Origin of the sequence: Saccharothrix sabaoui (genome assembly GCF_051756985.1) — a bacterium.
GTDB lineage: Bacteria > Actinomycetota > Actinomycetes > Mycobacteriales > Pseudonocardiaceae > Actinosynnema.
This window is the reverse complement of the sequence record NZ_JBPKJK010000060.1, coordinates 1-23,685: the sequence shown is the minus strand read 5'-3', so window position 1 is coordinate 23,685 and position 23,685 is coordinate 1. Positions and strand designations below refer to the sequence as shown.

Below are 23,685 nucleotides of genomic sequence, written 5' to 3'. Positions count from 1 at the left end.
GTTCGAGGACGATATCCGGAGTCGACTGGCGGAATTGCGCATGGATGTCGAGCACTTGTCGGTGGGAAGCGTGCACGACCTCCTCGCGGCCCGGGTCGCCGCCGAGCCGGACCGGACCTCGGTGGTGTGCGGGGAGCGGCGGCTGACCTTCCGGGAACTGGCCGCCGGGGTGGACGCGGTGGCAGGTGGACTGCTCGCGCGCGGCGTGCGGCCGGAGGACCCGGTCGGCCTGCTCGTCGAACGCGGCGTGGACGCCGTGGTGGCGCTGCTCGCGATCCTGCGGGCGGGCGGTGCGGTCGTGCCGCTGGCCGTGGACCTGCCCGACGCGCGCCTGGCCGAGCTGGTCACCGACGCCCGCCCGGCGCTCGTGCTCACCCGGCGGCGGTTCGCGCACCGGCTGCCCGACGTCCCCACCGTCTTCCTCGAAGGCGACCACCCGCCGAGCGGCGCGCCCCCGCCCCGGCTCACGCCCGACCACCTCGCCTACGTCCTGCACACCTCCGGCTCCACCGGCCGCCCGAACGGCGTGCTGGCCACCCACCGCGGCCTGCTCGCCCTGCACGCCCACCACAGCCGCGGCCTGTTCGCCTCGGCGTCGCCGCTCAAGGTCGCCCACACCGCCGGGCTCGGCTTCGACGCGATGTGGCTGCCGCTGATGTGGATGCTGGCCGGGCACGAGCTGCACGTGATCGACGACGACACGCTCGCCGACCCGAGGGCGCTGGTCGACCACGTGGCGGCCGCCGGCATCGACGTGCTGGACGAGACGCCGTCACGGCTGCGCGAGCTCCTGCGCGCCGGGCTGCTCGAAGGCGGGCACCGACCGCGGGTCGTGGTCACGGGCGGGGAGCCGGTCGACCCGGACCTGTGCGCGAGCCTGGTCGCGGCCGGTGTCGCCGCGCACAACGCCTACGGCACCACCGAGGTCGCGGTGGAGAGCCTCCTGTGCCCGGTGACCGAGGTCGACCAGGCGGTGCTGGGACACCCGATCGCGGGCGCCCGCGCGCACGTGCTGGACGCCGACCTGCGACTGGCCGACGAGGGCGAGCTGTACCTGGCCGGTCCCGGCGTGGCCCGCGGCTACCTCGGCCGGCCGGGCCTGACCGCCGCGTCGTTCGTCGCCGACCCGCACGGCCCGCCCGGCGGCCGGATGTACCGCACCGGCGACCTCGTGCGCCGCCGCCCGGACGGCCTGCTGGCCCACCTGGGCCGCGCCGGCGGGCACGTGAAGGTGCGCGGCGCCCGGGTCGACCCGGGCGAGGTCGAGGCGACGCTGCTGCGGCACCCCGACGTGTCCGCCGCGGCCGTGGTCCTGCGGGACGACCGGCTCGTCGCCTACGTCGTGACCGACGGGACCCCGGACGCGCTGCGGTCCCACCTCGCCGACCTCCTGCCCGCCCAGGCGGTGCCGTCGCTGGTGGTGCCGCTGGCCGCGCTCCCGCTGACCGCCAACGGCAAGCTCGACCGGCGCACCCTGCCGCGGCCGCGGCCCACCGGCCCCGTGACGCCACCGCGGACCCCCGCCGAGGAACGGGTCGCCGCCGTGTGGCGCGACGTGCTCGGCGTCGAGCGGGTCGGCGCGGACGACGACTTCGTGGCGCTGGGCGGTGACTCGATCCTGGCCATGCGGGTCGTCGCCGCGCTGGACCGGGACCTGCCCGCGCGGCAGGTGTTCGCGCTGCGCACGGTCGAGGCGCTGGCCGCGGCGCTGTCGTCCGACGAGCGCCCCCGACCCGGCGCGGACACCACGCCGCCGGGGACCGCGGCACCCCTGTCCTACGCCCAGGAACGCCTGTGGTTCCTCGACGAGTTCGCGCCCGGCGGCACCGAGTACACGACCACGGCCGGGTTCCGGCTGCGCGGCGAGCCGGACCCGGGCGCGTTGGGCGTGGCCCTGACCCGGCTCGTCGCCCGGCACGAGCAGTTGCGCACCACCTTCCACACCGTCGACGGCCGCGGCACGCAGGTGGTGGCACCGCCCCACGAGGTGCGGGTGGAGTCGGGGACGCAGGCCGGGTTGGCCGACTTCACGGCCCGGCCGTTCGACCTGCGCACCGGGCCGCTGCTGCGCGCGGCGCTGCTGGCGGCGGACGAGGACGGCGAGCACCTGCTCGTGCTGTGCCTGCACCACATCGTGACCGACGGCTGGTCGATGGGCGTGCTCGCGCAGGAGCTGGGCCTGTGCTACTCCGCCGCCGTGCGCGGGCGGGAGGCCGACCTCGCGCCGCTGCCCCTGCGCTACACCGACTTCGCGCGCCGCCAACGCGCCCGCCTCACCGGTGCGGCGCTGGACGCGCACCTCGTGCACTGGGAACGGCGGCTGGCCGGCATGGCGGTGCTGGACCTGCCCGTGGACCGGCCGCGTCCCGCGGTGCGCACCGCGGCCGGCTCGACCCACCGCCGCACCGTGCCGCCCGAGGTCGCCGAGGGCCTGGTGGAGCTGGGCCGCGGCCACGGCGCGACGCTGTTCACCACGCTCATGGCGGCCACGCAGGCGTTCCTGGCGCGGGTGAGCGGTCAACGCGACATCGCCGTCGGCACGGTGACCTCCGGCCGCGACCACCCCGACCTGGCCGGCCTGGTCGGGTTCTTCGTCAACACCGTGGTGATCCGGTCGCAGGTCGACCCCCGACTGCCCTTCGTGGACTTCCTGCGCCGCGTCGAGGACACCGTCCGCGACGCGCTCGACCACGACGAGGTCCCGTTCCACCGCCTGGTCGAACTGCTGCAACCCGAACGCGACGCCGGCCGCTCGCCGCTGGTGAACGTGGTGGTGGCGCTGCAGAACGCGCCGGCCGCGCCACCCGAACTGGCCGGCCTGGAGGTGGTGGAGTTCGACCCGCCGCGCCAAGCCGCCGCGTTCGACCTGACCCTGGAGTTCACCCGCGACGACAGCGGCCTGCACCTGGTCGTCGAGCACAGCACCGACCTGTTCGACGACACCACCGTCACCCGGCTGGTGGACCGCTTCCTGGTGCTGCTCGGCGACATCACCGCCGACCCGCACCGGCCGCTGTCCCGGCTGCGCCTGCTCACGCCCGGCGAGCGGCGCCGGGTCCTGCACGACTGGACCTCGGGGGCGTCGAGACCGGACCGCACGATCACCGGCCGGTTCGCCGACCACGTCGCCGAACGCCCGGACGCGGTCGCGGTGACCTGCGACGGGGCGTCGCTGACCTACCGGGGGTTGGACGCGGCGGCCAACCGGCTCGCCCACGGGCTGCTGGCCCGGGGCGTGCGGCCGGAAGACCGCGTCGGCCTGTGCGCGCCGCGCGGCCTGCCCGCCGTCGTCGCGCTGCTGGGCATCCTCAAGGCCGGCGCCGCGTTCGTGCCGCTGGACCCCGGCTACCCGGCCGGCCGGCTCGCCGACATGATCACCGACTCCGGCGCGCGCCTGGTGCTCGCACCCGCCGGCGCACGGGAACGGCTGCCCGCCGGGATCGACGTCGCGGACCCGACGCCGGACGACCGGCTGCCCGACCACGCACCGCCGGTCGTGGTCCGGCCGCGCAACGCCGCGTACGTGATGTTCACCTCCGGCTCCACCGGACGTCCGAAGGGCGTGCTGGTCGAGCACCGGTCGGTGGCCCGGCTCGCCGAGGGCGACCCGTTCCCCATCGGCCCGCACGACGTGGTGGCGCAGTGCTCCACGCTGTCGTTCGACGCCTCGACGTTCGAGATCTGGGCGGCGCTGCTGTCCGGAGCCCGGCTGGCGGTGTCCTCGGGGACGCTGCTGTCGCCCGACGACCTGCGCGCGTTCACCGCCGCGCACGGCGTGACCGTCCAGTGGCTGACCGCGGGACTGTTCCACGAGGTCGCCGCGGCCGACCCGACCGCGTTCGCCGGGCTGCGCCACCTGGGCAGCGGCGGTGACGTGATCTCGCCGGGCCACTGCGCCGCGGTGCTGCGGCACGTGCCGGACCTGCGGGTCGTGGACGGTTACGGCCCCACCGAAGGCACCACCTTCGCCTCGGCGCACGTCGTGCGGCCGGTCGACCTCGGCGCCGCGTCCGTGCCGATCGGGCGGCCGGTCACCGGCACGCGGTGCTACGTGCTGGACGAGGACCTGGACCCGGTGCCGGTCGGCGTGCCCGGTGAGCTGCACATCGGCGGCACCGGGCTGGCCCGCGGCTACCTCGGCCACCCCGGGCTGACCGCGTCCCGGTTCGTCGCGGACCCGTTCGGGCACGGTGACCGGCTCTACCGCACGGGCGACCTGGTGCGCTGGACCGCCGACGGGCTGCTGGAGTTCCTCGGCCGCACGGACGACCAGGTCAAGATCCGCGGGTTCCGGGTGGAGCCGGGCGAGGTGGAGGCGGCGCTGCGGCGCCACCCCGAGGTGACCGAGGTGGTCGTCGTGCCGCACGAGCACGTGCCCGGCCACAGGCAACTCGTCGCCTACGTGGTCGCGGGCGCCGGGGCCGACGAACTGCGCCGCTTCCTGGCCGACCGGGTGCCCGCCCACCTGGTGCCCGCCGTGGTCGTGCCGCTGCCCGCGCTGCCGCTCATGGTCAACGGCAAGGTCGACCGCAGGGCCCTGCCGCCGCCCCGCGCCCGGTCCGACCGCGCCCTCGTGCCGCCGAGCGGGCCGCACGAGGAGGTGCTGGCCCGCGTCTGGGCGGAGGTGCTGGGCGTGGAACGGGTCGGCGCGGACGACAACTTCTTCGCCCTCGGCGGCGACTCCATCCTCAGCATCCAGGTGGTGTCGCGAGCCCGTGAACTGGGGGTGTCGGTGACGCCCCGGGACGTGTTCCTGCACCAGACGCTCAGCGGCGTCGCGGCGCACGCCACCACCGCCCGGCCCCCGTCCGCCGAACGCGAGCCCGCGACCGGCCCGGTGCCGTTGACCCCGGTCCAGCACTGGTTCCTGGCCACCTCGGCCGACCCGGCGCACTTCGCGCAGTGGCTGGAGGTGGAGCTGGACCCCGACGTGGACGTGGCCGCGCTGCGGGCCGCGGTCGAGGCGCTCCCCGTCCGGCACGACCTGCTGCGCGCCCGGTTCGAACGGGTCGACGGGCAGTGGCGGCAGCACGTGCCGGAGGAGTCGGGCGAGGTCCTCACCACCGGGCCGCTCGTGCCGGACGAGTGGCGTGCCCCGCTGGCCACGGGCCCGCTGTTCCGGGCCGTCCTGTCGACCGACGCCTCGCGGTTGGTGCTGCTCGCGCACCACCTCGTCGTGGACGGCGTGTCGTGGCGGATCCTGCTGGAGGACCTGGCCACCGGCTACGACCAGGCCGCCGCCGGCCGGCCCGTCGACCTCGGACCGCGGACCACGTCGTTCCGGGAGTGGGCGCGGCGGTTGCACGCCGGGGCCGGGCGGTTCGCCGAGCACCTGGAGTACTGGGAACGCGCCGTCACCGCCGCGGCGGGGCGGGATGTGGCCGGGCCGGCGGATCGACCGGAACCCGCGGACCGCGCTGTGGCGGCGGAGCCGGACGAGGCCGAGTCGCCCGGGCACGCCGTCACCGTGGGGCTGTCCGCCGAGGAGACGGCCGCGTTGCTGCGCGGCGCGTCCACCGCCTACCGCGCCGGCGCGGAGGACGTGCTGGTCGCCGCGGTCGGCCGGGCGCTGGGCCGGTGGAGCGGGCAGGCGCGCGTGCCGCTGGAGCTGGAGGGCCACGGGCGGGAGGAGGTGTTCGCCGGGGTCGACCTGTCCCGCACGGTCGGCTGGTTCACCACGCTGTTCCCGTTCACCGCCGAGCTGCCCGACGCCGACTGGGGCACGGCGGTCAAGACCGTGAAGGAGCAACTGCGCACCGCGCACCGGCACGCGCTCAGCCACGGTGTGCTGCGGTGGCTGACGACCAGCCACCCGGCCGGGCACCGGCCGTTGGCGCGGGTGAACTACCTCGGGCGCTACGACGCCGTGTTCGCCCGCGTGCCGGGCGGCATCCGGTTGGCCGAGCCGCCGACGACCGCGCCGCGCCTGGACGTCACGGCCGCTGTCACGGCCGGTGGCGAGCTGGAGGTCGAGTGGGTGTACGCGCCGGGGGCCCACCCGACGCCGGTGGTCGAGCGGATCGCCGAGGACGTGCTGGCCGCGTTGCGGGAGATCACCGCGCACTGCGCCGGACCGGGCGCGGGCGGCGTCACGCCGTCGGACTTCCCGTTGGCCCGGCTGGCGCAGGACGAGCTGGACGTGATCGCGGGTGACGGCCGGTCGGTCGAGGACGTCTACCCGCTCACGCCCGCGCAGGGCGGGATGCTGTTCCACAGCCTCTCCCGGCCCGACGCCTACGTGGAGCAACTGCACCTGACCCTCACCGACGCCGACCCGGACGGCCTGGCCCGGGCGTGGCGGCGGGTGGTCGACGCGAACCCCGCCCTGCGCACGTCCGTGGTGTGGACGGGGGTGCGCGAGCCGGTGCAGGTGGTGCGGCGGTCGGTCGACCTGCCGATCACCCACCACGACTGGCGCGGCGCGGCGGACGACGAGCGGTGGCGGCGGTTGCTGGCCGAGGACCGGGCGGCCGGGTTCGACCTGTCGGCGGACGCGTTGACCCGCCTGGCGTTCGTCCGCACCGGCGACCGCGAGATCCGTCTGCTGTGGACGTTCCACCACCTGCTGCTGGACGGCTGGAGCGCGTTCCAGGTGCTGTCGGAGGTGCTGGGCGGGCCGCGGTCGCGACGGCCGTTCCGCGACCACGTGGCGCGGGTGCTGCGCCAGGACCCGGGTGAGGAGCGCTGGCGGGCGCTGTTCGACGGGTTCCGCGGGCCGCCCGCGCTGCCCTGCGACCGGCCGCCGGACCGCGCGCACCTGTCGTGCTCCTCGGCCGTCCACGTGACCGGGCTGCCCGCCGGCGTGCGGGGGTTCGCCCGGCGCAACCGGCTCACGCTCGGCACGGTGGTGCAGGGCGCGTGGGCGCTGCTGCTGGCCCGGCACGGCGGCACGCGTGACGTGTGCTTCGGCCTGGTGGTGTCCGGGCGGACCCCGGACCTGCCCGGCGCGGACACCGTGGTCGGCATGCTGGTCAACACCGTGCCGGTGCGGGTGCGGGTGGAGACCGACGACGTGCCGGGCTGGCTGGCCCGGCTGCAGGCCGAGGGCCGGCCGGCCGACCACGCCGCGCTGACCGACATCCGGCGGTGGGCCGGGCTGCCAGCCGGGACACCGCTGTTCGACACCGTGGTGGTGGTCGAGAACTACCCGCTGGACCACGACGTCGCGGCGGTCGACGTCCAGGCGGTGGAGAACACGAACTACCCGCTGCACCTCGTCGTCCACGACACCGAGCCGCTGACGGCCCGGCTCGGCTACGACCCGGACCTGTTCGACGCGGCCACGGCCGCCACCCTGCTCGACGAGTTCGCGGCCCTGCTGGCGGACCTGGGCAACGCGGCTCCCGCTGTTCCGCCGGACCGCGCCGGCCGGCCGGTCGACCGCGACGACCCGCCCGCCACCGGGCCGGCGCGGTACGTGCCGCCGGCCACGCCCGGGGAGCGGGCGGTCGCCCGAGCCTGGGCCGACGTGCTCGGCGTGGACCGCGTCGGCCGCGGTGACGACTTCTTCGCCCTCGGCGGCGACTCGCTGCTCGCCGTCCGGGTCGCCGCCCGGCTCCGACCGGTCTTCGGGCGGACGGTGGTGCCCCGGACGCTGTTCGACCACCCCACGGTCGGCGCGTTGGCCGCGGTGCTCGGCAGCACCGCGGCCGAGGACGCCCACGCCCGGGACTACCAGCTGTGACGACGGAGGCAGCCGTGCGGGACGAGGACATCGCCATCATCGGGGTCGCCGCGCTGGTGCCCGGCCTCGACGGCCCCACCGGTCCGGACGACCTGCACCGGCTGCTGGCCGAGGGCACCGACCTGATCGGGCAACCGTCGCCGACCCGCGTGCGGCACACCGGCGGCACCACCGGCACCCGGTACCTGCCGATGGCCTACCTGGACCGGATCGACCTGTTCGACCACCGGTTCTTCGGGATCTCCCGCCGCGAGGCCGAGATGATGGACCCCCACCAGCGGCTGCTGCTCCAACTCGCGCACGAGGCGATCGAGAACGCCTGCCTGGCACCGGGTTCGCTGCGCGGGTCGCGCACCGCCGTCGTGCTCGGGCACTCGCAGTCCGACTACGAAACCCTCTACCAGGGCGAGGACCCGCACCAGACGCTCGGCGCGCTGTCGGCGTCCTCCGCCGCCCGCGTCTCCTACCACCTGGCCCTCACCGGACCGGCGTACGTCGTGGACACGGCGTGCAGCAGCAGCCTGACCGCGCTGGCCGGCGCGGTGGACGCGTTGCGCCACGGCACCGCCGACCTGGCGTTGGCGGGCGGTGTCAGCGTGCGGCCCGTGCTGCTCACCGAGCAGACCCACAGCCCGGTCCGGGGCGTGGAGTCCACCGACGGCCGGTGCCGTCCGTTCGACGAGCGGTCCACCGGCGCCCTGGCGGGCGAGGGCGGCGCGGTCGTGCTGCTGCGCCGGCTGCGGGACGCGGTGGCGGCGGGCGACCCGGTCCGGGCCGTGGTGAAGGGCATCGCGGTCAACCACAACGGCCACCGCATGGTCGGGCTCAGCGCGCCCAGCCGCATCGCGCAGACCGAGGTGCTGCACCAGGCCTGGCGCGACGCCGACGTCGACCCGGCCACGATCGCCTACGTGGAGTGCCACGGCTCGGCCACGCCCCTGGGCGACGTGATCGAGGTGGACGCCCTGCGCGAGGCGTTCACCGCGGCCGGTGTGCCCGCGCCGGGCGCCGCGATCGGCTCGGTCAAGGGCAACGTCGGCCACCTCGACGGCGCCGCGGGCATGGCCGGGCTGCTCAAGGCGCTGCTGTCGGTGGGGCGCGGCGAGCTGTACCCGACCGCCAACTTCACCTCGCCCAACCCGATGCTCGACCTGTCCGGGCCGGTGCACGTCAACCCCGGGCACCGGCCGTGGCCCGAACGCGACGGCGTGCCGCGGCGGGCCGGCGTGACCGCGCTGGGCATGACCGGCACGAACGTGCACGCGGTGCTGGAGCAGCCGCCCGCGCGGGTGGCGCCGGAGCCGCAGTCCGGCGTGGAGCCGGGGTCCGGCGTGGAGCTGGTGACCGTGTCGGCGAAGTCCGCGGCGGCGTTCCGGGCCTACTGCGACCGGCTCGCCGACTTCGTCGAACGCACCGGGCACGGCCTGCGGACCGTGGCGCACGCGATGAACCGGGGCCGCGACGACCACGCGTTCCGCGGCGCGTTCGCGGTGGAGAGCGGGGAGGAGCTGGTCAAGGCGCTGCGATCGGCCGTGCCGCCGGACGCCGCGGTGCCCGACGACCGGCCGGTCGTGGTGTTGTTGCCGGGCGACGCCGCGCCCGACGACGCCACGTGGGCGGAGCTGGCCTCGTCGTTCCCCGCGCTGGCCGCCGTGACGCTGCCCGAGGCGTCCGCGGCCCGGCTGGTCGTGGCGCAGACCGCGTTGCTCGACCTGGCACGGGGACTCGGCGTGCGGGACGCGCACCTGGTCGGCTCGGGCGCCGGCAACCTCGCGGTGCGGGTGGCCCGCGGTGAGCTGTCCCTGCCGGACGCCGTCACCGCCGCCGCGGAGCTGGGGCTGACCTCCGAGCTGGACCGCACCCGCCTCGGACGGGTGGTCGAGCGGTTCGCCGCCGACCAGGCGGTGCTGGTGGACCTGGGCGGCAACGGCGTGCTCGTCCGCGAGATCCGCCGCCTCCGACCGGACCTGCCGTGCGTGGAGCTGTTCTCCGTGCCGGGGCGGCGGGGCGTGCTGCGCCAGCTCGGCGCCCTGTACCGGCTCGGCGCGCGGATCGACTGGGACGCGCACTACGCCGACACCGCCATCCCCCGCGTCGAGGCGCCGACCTACCCGTTCGAGCCGGTGCGCTGCTGGTGCCGCCCCCTCGGCCCGGTCCAGGTCACCCGCCCGGCGCCGGAGGTCGCCCGACCGAGGACCGGCGCCGCTCCCGAGGACCGGGTGGCCGAGGTGTGGCAGGAGGTGCTGGGCGCGGAGGGGCTCACCCCGGACTCGGACTACTTCGCCCTCGGCGGCACGTCCATCGCCGGGATCAGCGTGCTGCGCGCGTTGGAGCGGGACTTCTCCGTGCGCCTCACCTTCGCCGACCTCTACGCCCACCCGACCGTGCGCGGGCTCGCCGGCCGCGTGGCCGAACTGCGCGACGAGGGCGGGACGAGCGGGCCCGCGCCGATGGTGCTGGTGCCGCGCGGCGGTGCGCTGCCGGTGTCGTTCGGCCAGGAGCAGCTGTGGTACCTCGACCACCTCGACCCCGGCACCCCCCTCTACAACATCCCGCACGACCTGCGGCTGACCGGCCCGCTCGACCGGACCGCGCTCGTCGCCGCCGTGCGCGGCATCCTCGCCAGGCACGAAGTGCTGCGCACCCGCATCGCGGCCGACGACGACGGCGTTCCGCGGGCGTACGTGCGCGAGGAAGAACCCGAGGTCACCGTGATCGACCTCAGCGGGCTGCCGGAAGCCGAACGCCACCGCCGGGCGCGGCGGGTGGTGGACGAGGAGGCCCAGCGGCCGTTCGACCTCGCCGCGGGACCGCTGGTGCGGACCACGCTGGTGCGCCTGGCCGAAGAGGACCACGTGCTGATGTGGAGCTACCACCACATCGTCTTCGACGGCTGGTCGCCCACGGTGTTCTTCCGCGACTTCACCGAGCTGTACCTGGCCGCGTCGGCCGGCCGCGAGCCCGACCTGCCCGTGCCGGCCGCGCAGTACGCCGACTTCGCCGAACGGCAACGCCGCCGGTTCGCCGACGGCGCGCTGGAGGCCGACCTCCGGTTCTGGCGGACGCAACTGGCCGGGCTGCGGTCGCCGGAACTGCCGCTGGACCGGCCGCGGCCCGCCACGCGCTCGTTCGCGGGCGCGATGGTGGAGTTCGAGGTGGGTGCGCGGGAGGCCGAAGCGGTCCGGGCGCTGAGCAGGCGCCTGGGCGTCACCACGTTCGTCACCATGCTCGCCGCGGTCGACGCCCTGCTGCACCGCTGGGGGCGGCTCACCGACGTGGTGGTGGGCGTGGCCACGTCCGGCCGGGTCGACCCGGCCTCCCACGACCTGATCGGCTACTTCAACAACGTGCTGCCGTTCCGCACTCCCGTGCGCGGTGAAGCGCGGTTCCGCGACCTCGTCCAGCGTTGCGCGCGCACCGTGGCCGGCGTGCTCGACCACGAGGAGGTGCCGCTGGAGAAGATCGTCGCCGACGTGCTGGGCCGACGCGACCCGGCGCGGCACCCGCTGTTCGACGTCGTCTACACCTACCAGAACGTGCCGCAGGCGACCGCCGAACTGGCCGGCCTGCCGTGCTCGCGCTACCTGGACGGCGCCATCGCCGGCATCGCGCCCGGCACCGCGAAGTTCGACCTGACCTTCGGCGTCGTGGACCAGGGCACGGGCGCCATGAGCGGCTACGTCGAGTTCGCCACCGCGCTGTACGACCGGGGGACCGCCGACCGGCTGGCGTCGTGGCTGGCCGCGATCGTCGCGCGGGTGGCGGCGGACCCGGACGTGCGGCTGGACGACCTGACCGGCGATGAGGAGGTACGCGTGACGAGCACTGCTCCGACCAAGGCCGTGGAGGTGCTGGGCGCGATCTGCGCCGACCTGCTCGGCGTGGACGCCGTGTCCGCGGACGACAACTTCTTCGCCCTGGGCGGCGACTCCGTCCTCGGCGTGCGGGTGGCGGCGCGGGCGGCCAAGGCGGGCGTGCACATCACGCCGCAGCAGTTGTTGCAGCACCAGACCTTGGGCGGCTTGGCGGCGGCGGCCGTGGTCGACGGCGCTCCCGCCGCGGCGCCCGCCGTCGTCGCCGACCGAGCCGGCGCCCCGGTGATCGCGCCCGGGGCCGAGCCGGTGGACGAGCGGCCTATCCCGCTGACGCCGATCATGCGCAGCTTCCTGGAGCACCTGCCCGAACGGCGCGGTGACCTGGTCGAGGTGCACGTGCTGGAGCTGACGTCCGCCGACATCACCGCCGACCACGTCCGCACCGCCCTGCGCCACCTCGTCGCGCGGCACGAACCGCTGCGCTACCGCTTCCGGCGCAACGCCGTCGGCACGCGGGCGGAGTGCCGGCCGGACGCGGAGGTGCCGTTCGACGTCGTGTTCCTCCCACCGGGCGACGAGCGCGAGGTGGTGGAGGCCGACTGCCGGGCGTTGAAGGACGACCTCGACCTGGACCGCGGACCGGTCGCCCGCGCCCGCTACTACGAGCGCGGCCACCGGCGCGGCGGGCTGCTGGTGCTCCTGGTGCACCACTTCGTGTTCGACAACATGTCCACCGTCGTGCTGATGGACGACCTCGACGCGCTGCTCGCCGACGCGGCGGCGGGCCGTGCCGCGACGCCCCGCCCGGCGGCGGCCGGGTGGCGGGAGTGGGCGTGGCGGCTGCACGACATGGCGTCCTCCGACGAGGTCGCGGGGGAAATGGGCTACTGGACCGCGGTCCTGCGCGAGGGCGCGTCGTTCGGCACCCTGACCGGACCGGGCGGGACCGGCCTGGTGCACCGCTCGCTGCCGCCGGTGTCGACCCCGGACGCGTCGGCGCGGGAGGTCGCGTTGTGCGCGGTCGCCACCGGCCTGGCCCGCTGGCGCGGTGAGGAGGGCGCTCACCTGGTGGTGGAGGGCGAGGCGACGCCCAACGTCTACCGGCACGCCGGGCGGGGACCGTCGATCGGGTGGTTCACCAGCCTGCACCCCGTGGCACTGCCCGTGACCGCAGGCGCGCGGGACACGTTGGCCACGGCGGTCGACCGCGCCCGGTCCGTGCCGAACGACGGCGTGGGCTACGGCGTGCTGCGGCACCTGTCGCCCCACGGGCCGGAGGTCGGCCGGCTGCGCGCCCTGCCCGAGCCGCGGGTGCTGCTGGTGCACGTGCCGGGGGACCTGGCGGCGTTCGACTCGGGCATCGGCCTGCTGCGGACGCGGTGGGACCTGTCGGTGAACCTCAAGCGGGGCATGACCTCGTGGTTCCCGTTGATCATCGCGGTGTCGGGGCGCGACGGCGAGCAGCGCCTGGAGGTCAACAGCCTGGTCGACTTCGGGCAGTCCGAAGTGGAGGAACTGGCCGAAGCGATCACCTCCGCCTACGGCGAGCTGGCGTGATCGCGCTCGCGGGCTCGGGCTGGTGCCTGGGCGACCCCGTGCCGATCGGGGAGTTGCCCGAGTGGGCGGACCTGGCCGACGCCGAACGGGCGGTGTGGCCGGCGCTGGGCATCGGGAGCGTCGCGGTGGCCGAGTCGGCCGGTGCCACCGACCTGGCCGTCGTGGCCGCCCGACGCGCGTTGGCGGCGGCGTCGGTCTCCGAGGCCGAGGTCGACGTGGTGATCACCGTGGAGGCACGCGCGCCCGAAACGCTGATCAGCTCCGACGCCACCCGGCTGCAAGCCGCCCTCGGCGCGCGCCGGGCGATGGCGTTCTCCGTCGGCGGGCTCGGCTGCACGTCGCTCACCCCGGCCCTGCTCACCGCCGCGGGCCTGCTGCGCGACCCCGACGTGCGGACCGTGCTCGTGGCGCACGGCAGCAAACCCGCCACCTCGCGCCGCTACCGCCACCCCGTGACGATCAACGGCGACAGCGGCGGGGCGCTGGTGCTGATCAGGTCCGGCGACACCCGCATCCGCGACGTGCTGCTGGAGACCAACGGCGACTACGCCGACCTCTTCCGCGTGCCGTACCGCGACCGCCCGTTCCGCGAGTGGCGGGAGGAGTGCGCCGACCCGACCACCTACTCGTTCCGCCTCGCGGTGGAGACCCGCAACCGCCTGCGCGACCTCACCGCCCGCCTCCTGGACCGCAACGCCCTGAGCCCCGCCGACGTGACGTGCTACGTGGCGCAGAACCTGTCCGCGCCCTCGCACCGCAACTACGTCGACGTCCTCGGCCACCCGCTGGCGCCGTCGTGCGGCGACAACCTCGCCCGCTACGGCCACCTGGGGCCGAACGACACGTTCCACAACCTGCACACCGCCGACGTGCCACCCGGCAGCCGGGTGGTGCTGCTGGACACCAGCCCGACGGCGGCGTGGAGCGCGGTCCTGGTGGAGGTCGGCGGCACGGACAGCGACACCCACCTGTTGTGACGACCGGTGATCGTGCCGGTCAGCGACCGGCCCCCACCGCGGACGGTCGGGAACCGCGGGACGTCAGTCCCACCGGAACGTCCACGAGTGGTCGTTCACGAGGCGGTCGGCGCAGGCGGCGGCGAGGGTGGGCGGCCGGGGTGGCGGGCGCTTCTGCCTGCCAGGTGTCGTCCGGTCAGTCCTCCCAGTCGCGCAGCAGCGGCGAGCAGGGCACGCGAGGTGACGAAGGTCGACCTGCAGGCGTTCCGGGAGCGTGCCGTAGCCGAAATCCGGCCTGGCCGGCGCGATGCGCGAGCGCCGGGTCGCGGTGCACGAAGAGTCGGTCCTGGCACTGCTGCTCGACGACGTGAACCGGTGACACTTTCTTCCGCTGAACGAAAGCAGGGATGGGCAATTTTCCACATCTGCGGGTTCGAGCAAACCTCTCGAACCCGTTCGGCTCGAACACCACGGTCCACGTGCCGAGCGACAGCGCAGCCGCCGGGTCGGGACAGCCCGCGTAGGCGTCCGCACACAACAGCTCATCGACATCACGCACGTGAACCCCCGGATGAGCGAGGCGCGACCAACCGGAAGGTGGAACGCGGGGTGTCCGGCGGACATCGTAACGGCGGCTCGCCCCGGGACGACTACCTGACACACCGCCGACGCCAAGCGAGGACATGTGAAACTCTCGGAATTACTCGGGCTGCCGAAGATCACCGCGGACGACATCAAGAAGACGGAGGAGTACGCGCAGGTCCGGAACCACGCCGGGGAGGAGGCTTCGGTCCTGGCGTGCCGGATGCAGCTGCGCGGCAGCGTGAAGAGGGCGGTGGACTCGGCTGACCTGGCCGGCCGGCAGCTCACCGCGTTCGGCGCCATGAGGAAGCTCGCGGAAAGCGCGCCGAAGCTTTCGTGGGTCCCGTCCGGACCGGGCGGCGGCAACGCCTTCGTCCGGCTGATCGACGGTGATTCCGACACGTTCCCGTTCGGCGACCCCTCGACCACGGTGAACTGCTGGGAGGTGATCCTGCTCGCGGTCATGCTGGACGGCCAGATCACCAGTACGCACAAACTGCGGGTGGCCTACGGCGAACGGCCCCACAACTTCGAGGCGGAGTTGACCACGCGGCTGATGGGCGGCGTGCTGCTCCCCTACACCGGCAGGACCGTCGGCACCCCGGTCGCGGGCGACATCGTCCTGTTCGACGGCTTGGCGCACGTGGCGATGGCGACCGGCGTCCACACCGAGGGCCCGATGATCAGCCCTCAACACCCGACCGGGGCGCAGGTCATCAGCTTCTGGCCCGCCCCGCTGCAGAAGTCGTTCGGGCCGGGTGCCCGGACGACGGTCGGCTACACGACCATCGAGGCACTCCTGGCCTGGCACGACGACAACAACAGAGCCCGGCCGACGGTGACGTTCGGCTCGCCGGACTGGTCGATCCTCAACTGAACGGCCCCGGGCCGTGGGTCCTGCCGCACAACGCGACCCACGGCCCGGAGTTCGCACGGGTGCCGGTCAGCAGAACCACCTGACGCGGCACAACGTGCCGTGGGCGCCGTGCGGCGGGCGCGGACGTGGACGGGTGCGAGCCGCCGACCGCTGGACCTGGCGATCCTGGCCGCCCACACCCGACTGCGCCCGGCCCGCCCACTGGTGGCCGACCTGCGCCGCCCCTGGGAACGCCCGCCGAACCCGTCAAGCTCGCCGGGCCGCACCTCGTGGATCACGGCGCGGTGTTTTTCCGGCTCGCGTGGGACAGGTACCTCCGCGGGGTGGAGGTGTGCCCGGAGGCCGTCTTATCGGCGCAGGAGTGCTCCTTGTTCAGGTACGCAGCACCCGGTGTGGTCCACAGGTGGTGCTTCACCTGCGCCACCTCACGACCGAGGACGTTGACCGGTGAACCGATGTGATCGTCGTGGAAGTGGCCGGCCGACAGGATGAGGTGCGGACACCAGGACGCCCCGGCACGCACGACCCCCATTCCTCCACCACCTCGTGCACGCCGTCGCGGAACATCGCGTCACCACCGTCGATCGGCAGCGCCTTGGCCGCGGTCCCGTGCAGCGGCACGTCGTTCAGCGGGCGTCCGCGACCATGCGGACGAGGGTGTCGACGAGCTCGTCGGCGGTGGTGCGCCACTTGTCCGGGCCGAGGTGGCCGCTGAGCTCCATGCCCGCGATGCCGTGGGCGCTGCTGAGCAGCAGGGCGCCGTAGTGCGGTGCGTTCCGCTCCCCCACGAGGGTGGCGACGATGGCCAGGAACTCGTCCTGGAAGCGTCCGGCCGCGCGGACGGCCGCGGCCGGGTCGCCCTCCGGTCCGCACAGGTGGAGCCGGACGCGTTCGAGTCCGTCACCGCGTTCCCCGGGACGGTCCCCGCGCTGCCTGAACAACACCTGGTAGAGGTGCGGCTGGTCCCGGCCGACGCCGATGAGGGCGCGGAGAGCGCCGCGCAGCTTCTCGGGGGCCGACAGGGCCGGGTCGGCACGCAGGGCGTGCACCCGGTCGCCGATCCGTTCCCAGCTCTCGGCCGCGACGGCGGTCAGCAGGCTGTCCTTGCCCGCGAAGTGCCGGTACGGCGCTCCCCGCGTCACGCCCGCCCGCGCGCCGACCTCGCGCAGGGTGACCGCTTCGGGGCCGCCGAGGTCGAGGAGTTCGGCGGCGGCGTCGAGCAGGGCGCGGCGGGTGGCGGCGGCGGACTCCGCACGGGTGGCCATGACGCCCATCATACAGTTGACGTTGTCATCTGAACTGGTAGCGTCGTCAAGGTGACAATGTCATCTGAAAATCAAGGGCTGGTCGTCGTGACCGGGGCCTCCACGGGCATGGGCGCGTCGACCGCCCGCGAACTGGCCCGCCGGGGGTTCCACGTCCTGGCCGGCGTGCGGCGCGACCGCGACGCGGACGCCATCCGATCGGCCGGCGTCGAGCCGATCATCCTCGACATCACCGAGCCCGAGCAGGTGGAAGCGCTCGCCGCGCGGGTCGCCGACGACCCGCGCGCACTGCACGCGCTCGTCAACAACGCCGGCATCCAGGTGAACGCCCCGGTCGAAGCCCTGCCCATGGCGCAGTGGCGGTGGGTGTTCGAGGTCAACCTGTTCGGCCACGTCGCCCTCACCCGGGCGCTCCTGCCCGCGCTGCTGCGCAGCAAGGGTCGCGTGGTCAACATCAGCTCGGTCGGCGGCAAGGTCGCCATGGCCACGTACGGCGCGTACGCCGGCGCGAAGTTCGCCCTGGAGGCGGTCAGCGACTCGCTCCGCCGGGAGGTCGCGCCGCTGGGCGTGCAGGTGGTCGTGGTCGAGCCCGGCGGCGTCCGCACGGAGATGGCCACCCGCGGGATCGCGACGGCGAACGACCTGGCCGCGCAGATGACGCCGGAGCAGCAGGAGCGCTACGGCGACCTGGTCCAGGCGACCAACGCGCTGATGGCCTCGGGCACCGCGTCGGGCCTGACCGCCGACGCCGCCGCCCGCGTCATCGCGAAGGTCGTGACGACCCGCAGACCGCGCACCCGCTACACCATCGGCCGGGACGCCGCCCTGATCACCCGCCTGACCCGGGTGCTGTCCGACCGCACGCTCGACCGCGTCCTCGCCGCCAACCTGCGCCGCCACCACCCGAAGGGAACCACCCACGCCCAGAGCGGCTGACGAACGACAGGGCGCCGCCCGCCTTCACGGCGGGTGGCCACCACTCCCCAGGCACTTCGGACCCACGGGCTCCCATGCCCTCGACCTGCGTGGACGAGGCTCCCGGCGGGTGCGCGTCGACGCCGCTGCCGCCCCTCGGTGCGGGTGTTCCCGGCGTCCCGGACCCCGACATCCCGCCCTTGTCCTCCGTCACGCGGAATTGCGGAAATCATCACCGCACAATTCCTTGATCCACGCTCCTGCGCCGGTTCCGCACCGCGGGCTCGGCCCGCATCACCACGCCCAGCGGTTCGGACCTGAGCGTCGAGTTCGACCACGACCGCTACCAGTGGACCAGCAACCGCGGCGTCAAGGGCGGCAGCGGTTTCCCCATCCTGCCGCCCGGAGAGGTGGCGACCTTCCCGACGCGCGTCAACGGCACCCTCGTCGCGGACGCCGCGTTCAACGTCAACGTCTTCACGCGCCTCGACGCCCGCCTGCGCGACCACCCGGTGACCGTCGACGTCGTGGACAGCACCGCTGTCGACTTCACCTGCGCCAGCCCGGACGTGTCCCGCCTGCTGGAGCTGTGCCGGGACCTGCCGCACGCCCGGCGCGTCGGCGAACTCGGGTTCGGCACCAATTCCGGCGTCACCTCGCTGATCCCGATGAACTCGCACATCAACGAACGGGTTCCCGGGGTGCACATCGGTTTCGGGCAGCACAACCAGGACATCAAGATCGTCGACTACTTCTGCGAGATCCACCTCGACCTGATCGCGTTCGGCGGACTCGTCACGACCGACGTCGACGACGAACCGGTCGACCTCGCCGAACCCCGCGACGACGGCTCGCCGCACCCCGACGGCGTGAACGACGAGGACATCGACGGCGACTGCTGCGCCCTCACCGTCGAGCAGTGCCTGGTGCTCCGCGAGAACTGACGACCGATCGGGAACACCGGCGCTCGCCGCCGGGGAACGGGGCACCGCGGTGGAAGAGATGCCGACCGAGCACGTGTTCGGTTTGACCATGCCCAGCCTGCCCGACGACTGGCGGGCGGTGAAGGCCGTGGTGGTCCTGGAGTGCCTGACCCCCACCGGCGCGGACCTCCGGATGATCGTGTCCGGCGCCGCCCGCTGGGAGGTGCTGGGCCTGCTGGAGGCCGCCCGCGTCGAAGCCGCCTCGATGAACGGCGGCAAGGACGGGCAGTGGCACACCCAGCGGGAGTGAGCCGGGAGCGGCACGCCGCCGTCTTCCACCGCTACCCCGCCGTCAGGGGGCAGTCCGCCCTGGGCACCGCGGTGAGCGACGCGGTCGTGCCGCTCATCGCGGCCGTGGTGCTCGGTGCCACGACCGGCCAGGTGGGCGTCCCGCCGGCCGTCACCTACGGCGTCCGACCCGTCGCCCGGCTGCTCGCGGCCGTCGCGGCGGAGCGGTCCACCCGGCGCACCACCGCGCTCCGGCTGCTGGAGCTGGGCCGCTTCGCCTCCGTCGGCCTCGTGCCGGTGACGTGGTGGACGGGCCACCTCACCGTCTGGTCGCTGATCGCGCTGACCGCCGTGACATCCGCGTTCACCGGCTGGTTCACCGCGTACGCCGTGCCCGTGGTGGTCGACCTGGTCGACCGCGGGTCCCTTGCCCGGGCCAACGGCCTGATCGGCACCGTCACCAGCTTCGCCCAGGTCGCCGGCCCCGGCTTGGCCGGGGTGGCGCTGCGCTTCCTGGCGGCGCCCGTGGTGCTGCTGCTCGACGCGGTGACCTACCTGGCGTCCGCCCTGCTGCTGCGCGGCCCGGTCCAGGCCCCCCCACGAACGCGGACCGACGAGGACCCCGGGCTCGCCGGCGTGGTGCGGGGATTCCTGGTGGTGCTGCGCAGACCCCTGGCCCCGATCGCCTGCGGCGCACTCCTGATGACCGCGTTGAACGGTGTGGTGAGCACGGTCCTGCCGATCTTCGCCACGCGCGAACTGGGTCTCGCCCCGAGCACCTACGCATGGCTGCTGGCGGCCGGCGCGGTGGGCGGCATCGCGGGCGGCGCGTCGGTCGGGGCACTCGCGAGCCGGATGCCGACCACCCGCGTCGCACTGCTCGCCCTGCTGCTCATGGCCGCGTCCACGTGGGCGTTGCCGCTGGCCGGGCCGGGTTGGACGGCCGTGGTCGGCCTCGCCTGGTACGAGGGCGTCGGCAGCTTCGCGGGCGTCCTCTTCATCGCCTCCCTGATGACCGCGATCCCCGCCGCCGTGCCGATCCACACGATCGCCCGAGCCTCGGCCGCGGCCATCCTCATCCCCGAGGTGGGCATGGCCCTGGGCGCCGCCGTCAGCGGGACCGTCGGCGACCTGGTCGACCCCCGACGCCTGCTGGTGCCGGCCGCGGTCGCCTCGCTGTCGCTGCCGGTGTGCCTGGTGATCGGCGGGCGCCGGGCCGTCGCGCGACGTGGTGGTGCCACCGAGGAGGACCGTTCGCGATCGTCCGGCGGCCGTTGACGGTGCCGTCCCGGCACAGCGTGGACGGGCCACGACCAGCACGACGAGAGAGCGGTGCCCGCCTCCGATCGGCGGACACCGCTCTCCGTGGACCCTCAGTTCACCCCGGTCTCACCCCGGGCCGAGGATGCCGGTCGGGTCGAACGCGACGAACCGCCCGTACGGGCGACGTCCCCAGTCCGCCAGCTCGGGGTGCCGGTCGGCCACCTCCGGGCGCAGGACCAGCACGTCGGGCCGGGTGGTCACCGGCGTCGGGCCGCCCAGCACGACGTCGTCCAGGTCGATCTCCAGCGAGCCGCCCCAACGGTCGGCGAGCAGGCCGACGGCCGCTTGGCCCACCTCCCCCATCCAGCCCAGGACCAGGTGGATCACCTCGTCCTGGGTCATCTCGGGCACGACGCCCGAGTGGGTGAAGGGCTCGGGCTGCCTGAACCCGACCAGGTCGAACTGCTCCACCACGACGTCCGGCGACACGCGGCGCACCGTGTAGAACAGGTCGTTGGGCGCACCCAGCCAGAAGGTGACGGACCCGGTGTCCCGGTCGGCGAGCGCCAGCTCCCGGACGAGCCGGTCCCGGTCCGCCGGGATCGGCTCGTTCCGGTCGTCGAACTCGCCGGTGATGATCAGGCCGGTGTCCGGGTTCTCCAGCGTGCCACCGGCCGCCTCCACGGACGCGATGCGTTGCGTGACACGTTCGGGTGACCAATCGGTCCGGTAGAGGTGGACGTAACCGTCTGCCATTGACGCCTCACTTGAAGATGTGCACGTTCTCGACCCCGACGTGGCGGGCCGCCAGGTCGATGATGCTCTGCGGGGTGCCCTCCTCGAAGTACACCTTGGCGACCACGCCGTCCCGGTCCGCGCACCACTTCAGGATGCTCGTCGCCTTCCCGAACTTGGCGGGGTCCTTCGCCTTGCTCGGGCCGCCGACGGCGATGTACTCGCCGTTCTGCCCGAGCACGTCGACGTCCGTCTTGCCGACGCCCGGACGGATGATCTCGTAGTCCCCCTTGCCCGCGGACCCCGCCACCCGGCCGCCGGTCAGCTCGGCGACGCGGACCTCGCGCGCGGCGCCCGCCGCGTTCGCGGCCTGGCCGTCCCTGAGGTCCTGGGCGGCCTTGCCGAGGCCGTCCATCGCCATGGCGAGGCCGTCGAGCACCGCGGCCGCGCCACCGACGATGGCCCCGCCGCCGACGAAGACGCAGGCGATGAGCCCGCCGACGGACCCGATGGCGGCACCGGGCAGGGCCCCGACACCGCCGACCGGTGCGCCGACGGCGGCACCGGCCGCCGCGCCGCCGCCGACCGTGGCCGCGCACAGCTCGAGCCCGCCGGCGATCGCCGCCACGCCCGCAGCGGCGACCCCGAGTCCGGCGCCGATCTGGAGGACGTCCGTGAGCAGGGCCATCAGCTCACCCGCGTGCTCCTGGACGAACTCCAGGGTGCCCGCGGCCATCTGGTCGATCAGGCCGAGCAGGGCCACGACCCGGTCGCGGTACCGCTCCAGCTCCTGCCGCAGGTCGTCGGGCAGGTTGTCCTGCTCCAGCGCCTCGTTGACGGCGTCGCGGAGGGTGGCGACCGAGGCGCGGGTGCCCGTCGCCGCCTGCCTGGTCTGCTCCTGGGACTGCTTGGCGAGGACCGCGTTGTCCGCGTCCACCTGGGCCTGGAGGGCCGCGGCGAACGACTTGCCCGCGGCTTCGGCGTCGAGGCGGGCGTTCTCGGCCGCGGTGCGGGCCGCGGCGGCCGACAGGGCCGCCTGGCTCGCCGACGCCGACGCCTGGGCGGCCGACCGGGACGCGGCGTCGGCGTAGCGCTGCGCGGTGGCCGCGGCCTGGCGGGCGGTGTAGGCGGACGTGGCCGCGTCGTTCGCCGACCTCTCGGCCTTGTCGGCGGACACCCGGGCCTCGTCGGCGGCCTGCCGTGCCCGGTCGGCCGAGGCGACGGCCTTCGAAGCCCAGGCGGCGGCCTCGTCGGCGGCGTTGCGGGCGGTGGCGGCGGCCTCGGAGGCGGTGGCGGCGTGCTGCCACGCGGTGGCCGCCGCCTGGGAGGCCGCGGCCAGGTAACCGGTGACAATGGCGATGTGGTGGGTGGCCTCGAAGTCGCGGGTCGACGCCTGGTACTGGCCGACCCGCAGGAAGTCCTGCACGTAGGACCACGGGCCGGACAGGGCGGCGTTCGCCGCGGCGCGCAGCTCGGGGCCGCCCGCGTTGACGAGTTCCTGGACGGCGATGCGGTCGTCGTCCTCGGCGGCCTTGTACTGGCCGGTGGTCAGGAACTCGCGGACGTCCTCGGCGGTTCCGGAGAGGGCGGTGTTGGCCGCCGCCCTGGTGACGGGGCCGCCGCTGTTGAGGATGAGCTGGACGGCGATGCGGTCGTCGTCGGCGCGGCCCGGGTAGGCGCGCGTCGCCAGGTAGGTCTTGACCTGGTCGTGGGTGCCCTCGACGGCGGTCTTGGCGGCCTGGCGCTCGGCGGGGCGCAGCGAGGCGCCGCCGACGATGCGGGCACCGGCGCGGTCGTCCCGCTCGATGGCCGCGTCCACACCTGTCCGGACGAACGCGGTCACGGTGGTGGCGTCGCCGGACAGGGCCTGGGACGCGGCGGTGACCACGTTCGGGCCGGCCGAGCGCCACAGGCGCAGGGCGGCCTGGCGGCCCGCGGTGGCCGCGGTGTCGGCCGGGGTGTCCTGGGCACGGGCACGGTCGAGCAGCGCCCTGGTCTCCTGGTCGGGCTGGTAGGTCCTGCCCGCCTGCCAGCGCTGGGCGGCGTTGCGCTCCTGCTCGTTCTCGGCGGCGAGGGCGTCCTGCGCGTCCCGGGTGGCCTGGCTCTCCCGGGCGGCGAGCTGCTGGGCGTCCGCGGCGCGCGCGACCTCGAAGGTGCGGACGGCCTGGTCGGCGGCTTTCTGCGCCTCTTCCGCGGTGACGCGGGCCGCGTCCGCGGCGTTCTGGGCGCGGGTCGCGGCGCCGTCCGCCTCGCCCGCGTGCTTGATCGCCTCGTTGGCGGCGTTGGCCGCGTTCGTGGCGTGGGTGGCGGCCTGGGTGGCGGCGCGCTCGGCCTCCTCGGCCTGGTTGGCCGCCTCGGTGGCCAGCGATGCCGCTGCCGCGGCGGCGCGGCGGGCCTCGGCGGCGTTGCGCTGGGCCCGGGTCGCGGCGTTCTGGGCCCGTCCCGCGGCCGCGCCGGCCTCGACCGCGTAGCGGTCGGCGTCCAGCGCCGCCTGGGCCGCGGCGGCGGCGTCGGTGTTGACCTGGGCGAGCGCGTTGGCGGCGGCGGCGACCTGGCGGGCCACCTCTGCGGCGTGCCTGACGGCGGTGGCCGCGTCCTGCGCGGCCTTGGCCGCCTGGGAGGCGGTCACCGCGGCGCCCGACGCCTGCTCGACCGTGCCGCGTCCCAGGGCGACGGCGGTGGCGGCGCCCTGGGCCAGGGCCGCGGCGTCGCCGGCCTTCGAGGCGGCCCACGCGGCCTGGGCGGCGGCGTTGGCGGCTTCGCGGGCCGCGACCACGGCGGCGGCGATGGCGTTGATGGCGACCTGGGCGGCGTCGGCGGCGCGC

At 74.9% G+C, this 23,685-nt stretch carries 12 protein-coding genes; 8 read left to right on the top strand and 4 right to left on the bottom strand.

Going from position 1 to position 23,685, the window contains the following annotated elements; genetic code table 11:
- Positions 1–40: 40 nt before the first annotated feature.
- From ACR807_RS20075 to ACR807_RS20065, 3 genes are read left to right on the top strand one after another with little or no spacing between them, the layout of a single operon-like run.
- A complete protein-coding gene (locus ACR807_RS20075; RefSeq protein ID WP_438922885.1) occupies positions 41–7,684 on the top strand; it encodes a non-ribosomal peptide synthetase in 7,644 nt (2,547 codons plus the stop codon).
- Positions 7,681–13,056: a condensation domain-containing protein gene (locus ACR807_RS20070; protein ID WP_438922884.1), complete on the top strand. Its 5,376-nt coding sequence runs from the start codon at positions 7,681–7,683 to the stop codon at positions 13,054–13,056. Before ACR807_RS20075 ends, ACR807_RS20070 begins: the two co-directional genes overlap by 4 nt.
- Positions 13,053–14,033 carry a 3-oxoacyl-ACP synthase gene (locus tag ACR807_RS20065; protein WP_438922883.1) on the top strand — a complete coding sequence of 327 codons (981 nt, stop codon included), beginning with the start codon at positions 13,053–13,055 and terminating at the stop codon, positions 14,031–14,033. The genes ACR807_RS20070 and ACR807_RS20065 overlap by 4 nt, the downstream gene beginning before the upstream one ends.
- 175 nt (positions 14,034–14,208) lie before the next feature.
- On the opposite strand, the gene ACR807_RS20060 is transcribed toward ACR807_RS20065, so the two are convergent.
- Positions 14,209–14,571, bottom strand: coding sequence for a hypothetical protein (locus ACR807_RS20060; protein WP_438922882.1), 363 nt, complete (start codon positions 14,569–14,571; stop codon positions 14,209–14,211).
- Between the two features lie 126 nt (positions 14,572–14,697).
- Here ACR807_RS20060 and ACR807_RS20055 point away from each other — a divergent pair, with 126 nt between their 5' ends.
- Positions 14,698–15,471, top strand: coding sequence for a hypothetical protein (locus tag ACR807_RS20055; RefSeq protein WP_438922881.1), 774 nt, complete (start codon positions 14,698–14,700; stop codon positions 15,469–15,471).
- A gap of 626 nt (positions 15,472–16,097) precedes the next feature.
- Here ACR807_RS20055 and ACR807_RS20050 read toward each other — a convergent pair.
- On the bottom strand, positions 16,098–16,736 hold the full coding sequence (locus ACR807_RS20050) for a TetR/AcrR family transcriptional regulator (protein WP_438922880.1): 639 nt from the start codon (positions 16,734–16,736) through the stop codon (positions 16,098–16,100).
- Between the two features lie 57 nt (positions 16,737–16,793).
- On the opposite strand from ACR807_RS20050, the gene ACR807_RS20045 reads away from it, so the two are divergent.
- The 4 genes from ACR807_RS20045 to ACR807_RS20030 all read left to right on the top strand — a co-directional run bounded on the left by ACR807_RS20045 (position 16,794) and on the right by ACR807_RS20030 (position 20,140).
- Complete coding sequence (locus ACR807_RS20045; RefSeq protein WP_438922914.1) at positions 16,794–17,672, top strand: SDR family oxidoreductase; 879 nt, start codon at positions 16,794–16,796, stop codon at positions 17,670–17,672.
- A gap of 389 nt (positions 17,673–18,061) precedes the next feature.
- On the top strand, positions 18,062–18,595 hold the full coding sequence (locus ACR807_RS20040; RefSeq protein ID WP_438922879.1) for a CgnE/CgnB domain-containing protein: 534 nt from the start codon (positions 18,062–18,064) through the stop codon (positions 18,593–18,595).
- 58 nt (positions 18,596–18,653) lie between these two features.
- On the top strand, positions 18,654–18,884 hold the full coding sequence (locus ACR807_RS20035; RefSeq protein ID WP_438922878.1) for a hypothetical protein: 231 nt from the start codon (positions 18,654–18,656) through the stop codon (positions 18,882–18,884).
- On the top strand, positions 18,863–20,140 hold the full coding sequence (locus tag ACR807_RS20030) for an MFS transporter (protein WP_438922877.1): 1,278 nt from the start codon (positions 18,863–18,865) through the stop codon (positions 20,138–20,140). The genes ACR807_RS20035 and ACR807_RS20030 overlap by 22 nt, the downstream gene beginning before the upstream one ends.
- Before the next feature lie 111 nt (positions 20,141–20,251).
- On the opposite strand, the gene ACR807_RS20025 is transcribed toward ACR807_RS20030, so the two are convergent.
- Both ACR807_RS20025 and ACR807_RS20020 read right to left on the bottom strand, forming a co-directional pair.
- Positions 20,252–20,881 (bottom strand): hypothetical protein, encoded by a 630-nt coding sequence (locus ACR807_RS20025; protein ID WP_438922876.1) that lies wholly within the window; start codon positions 20,879–20,881, stop codon positions 20,252–20,254.
- Between the two features lie 7 nt (positions 20,882–20,888).
- Positions 20,889–23,685, bottom strand: a 2,797-nt coding sequence (locus ACR807_RS20020; protein WP_438922875.1) for an ALF repeat-containing protein, incomplete at its 5' end; no start/stop codon positions are given.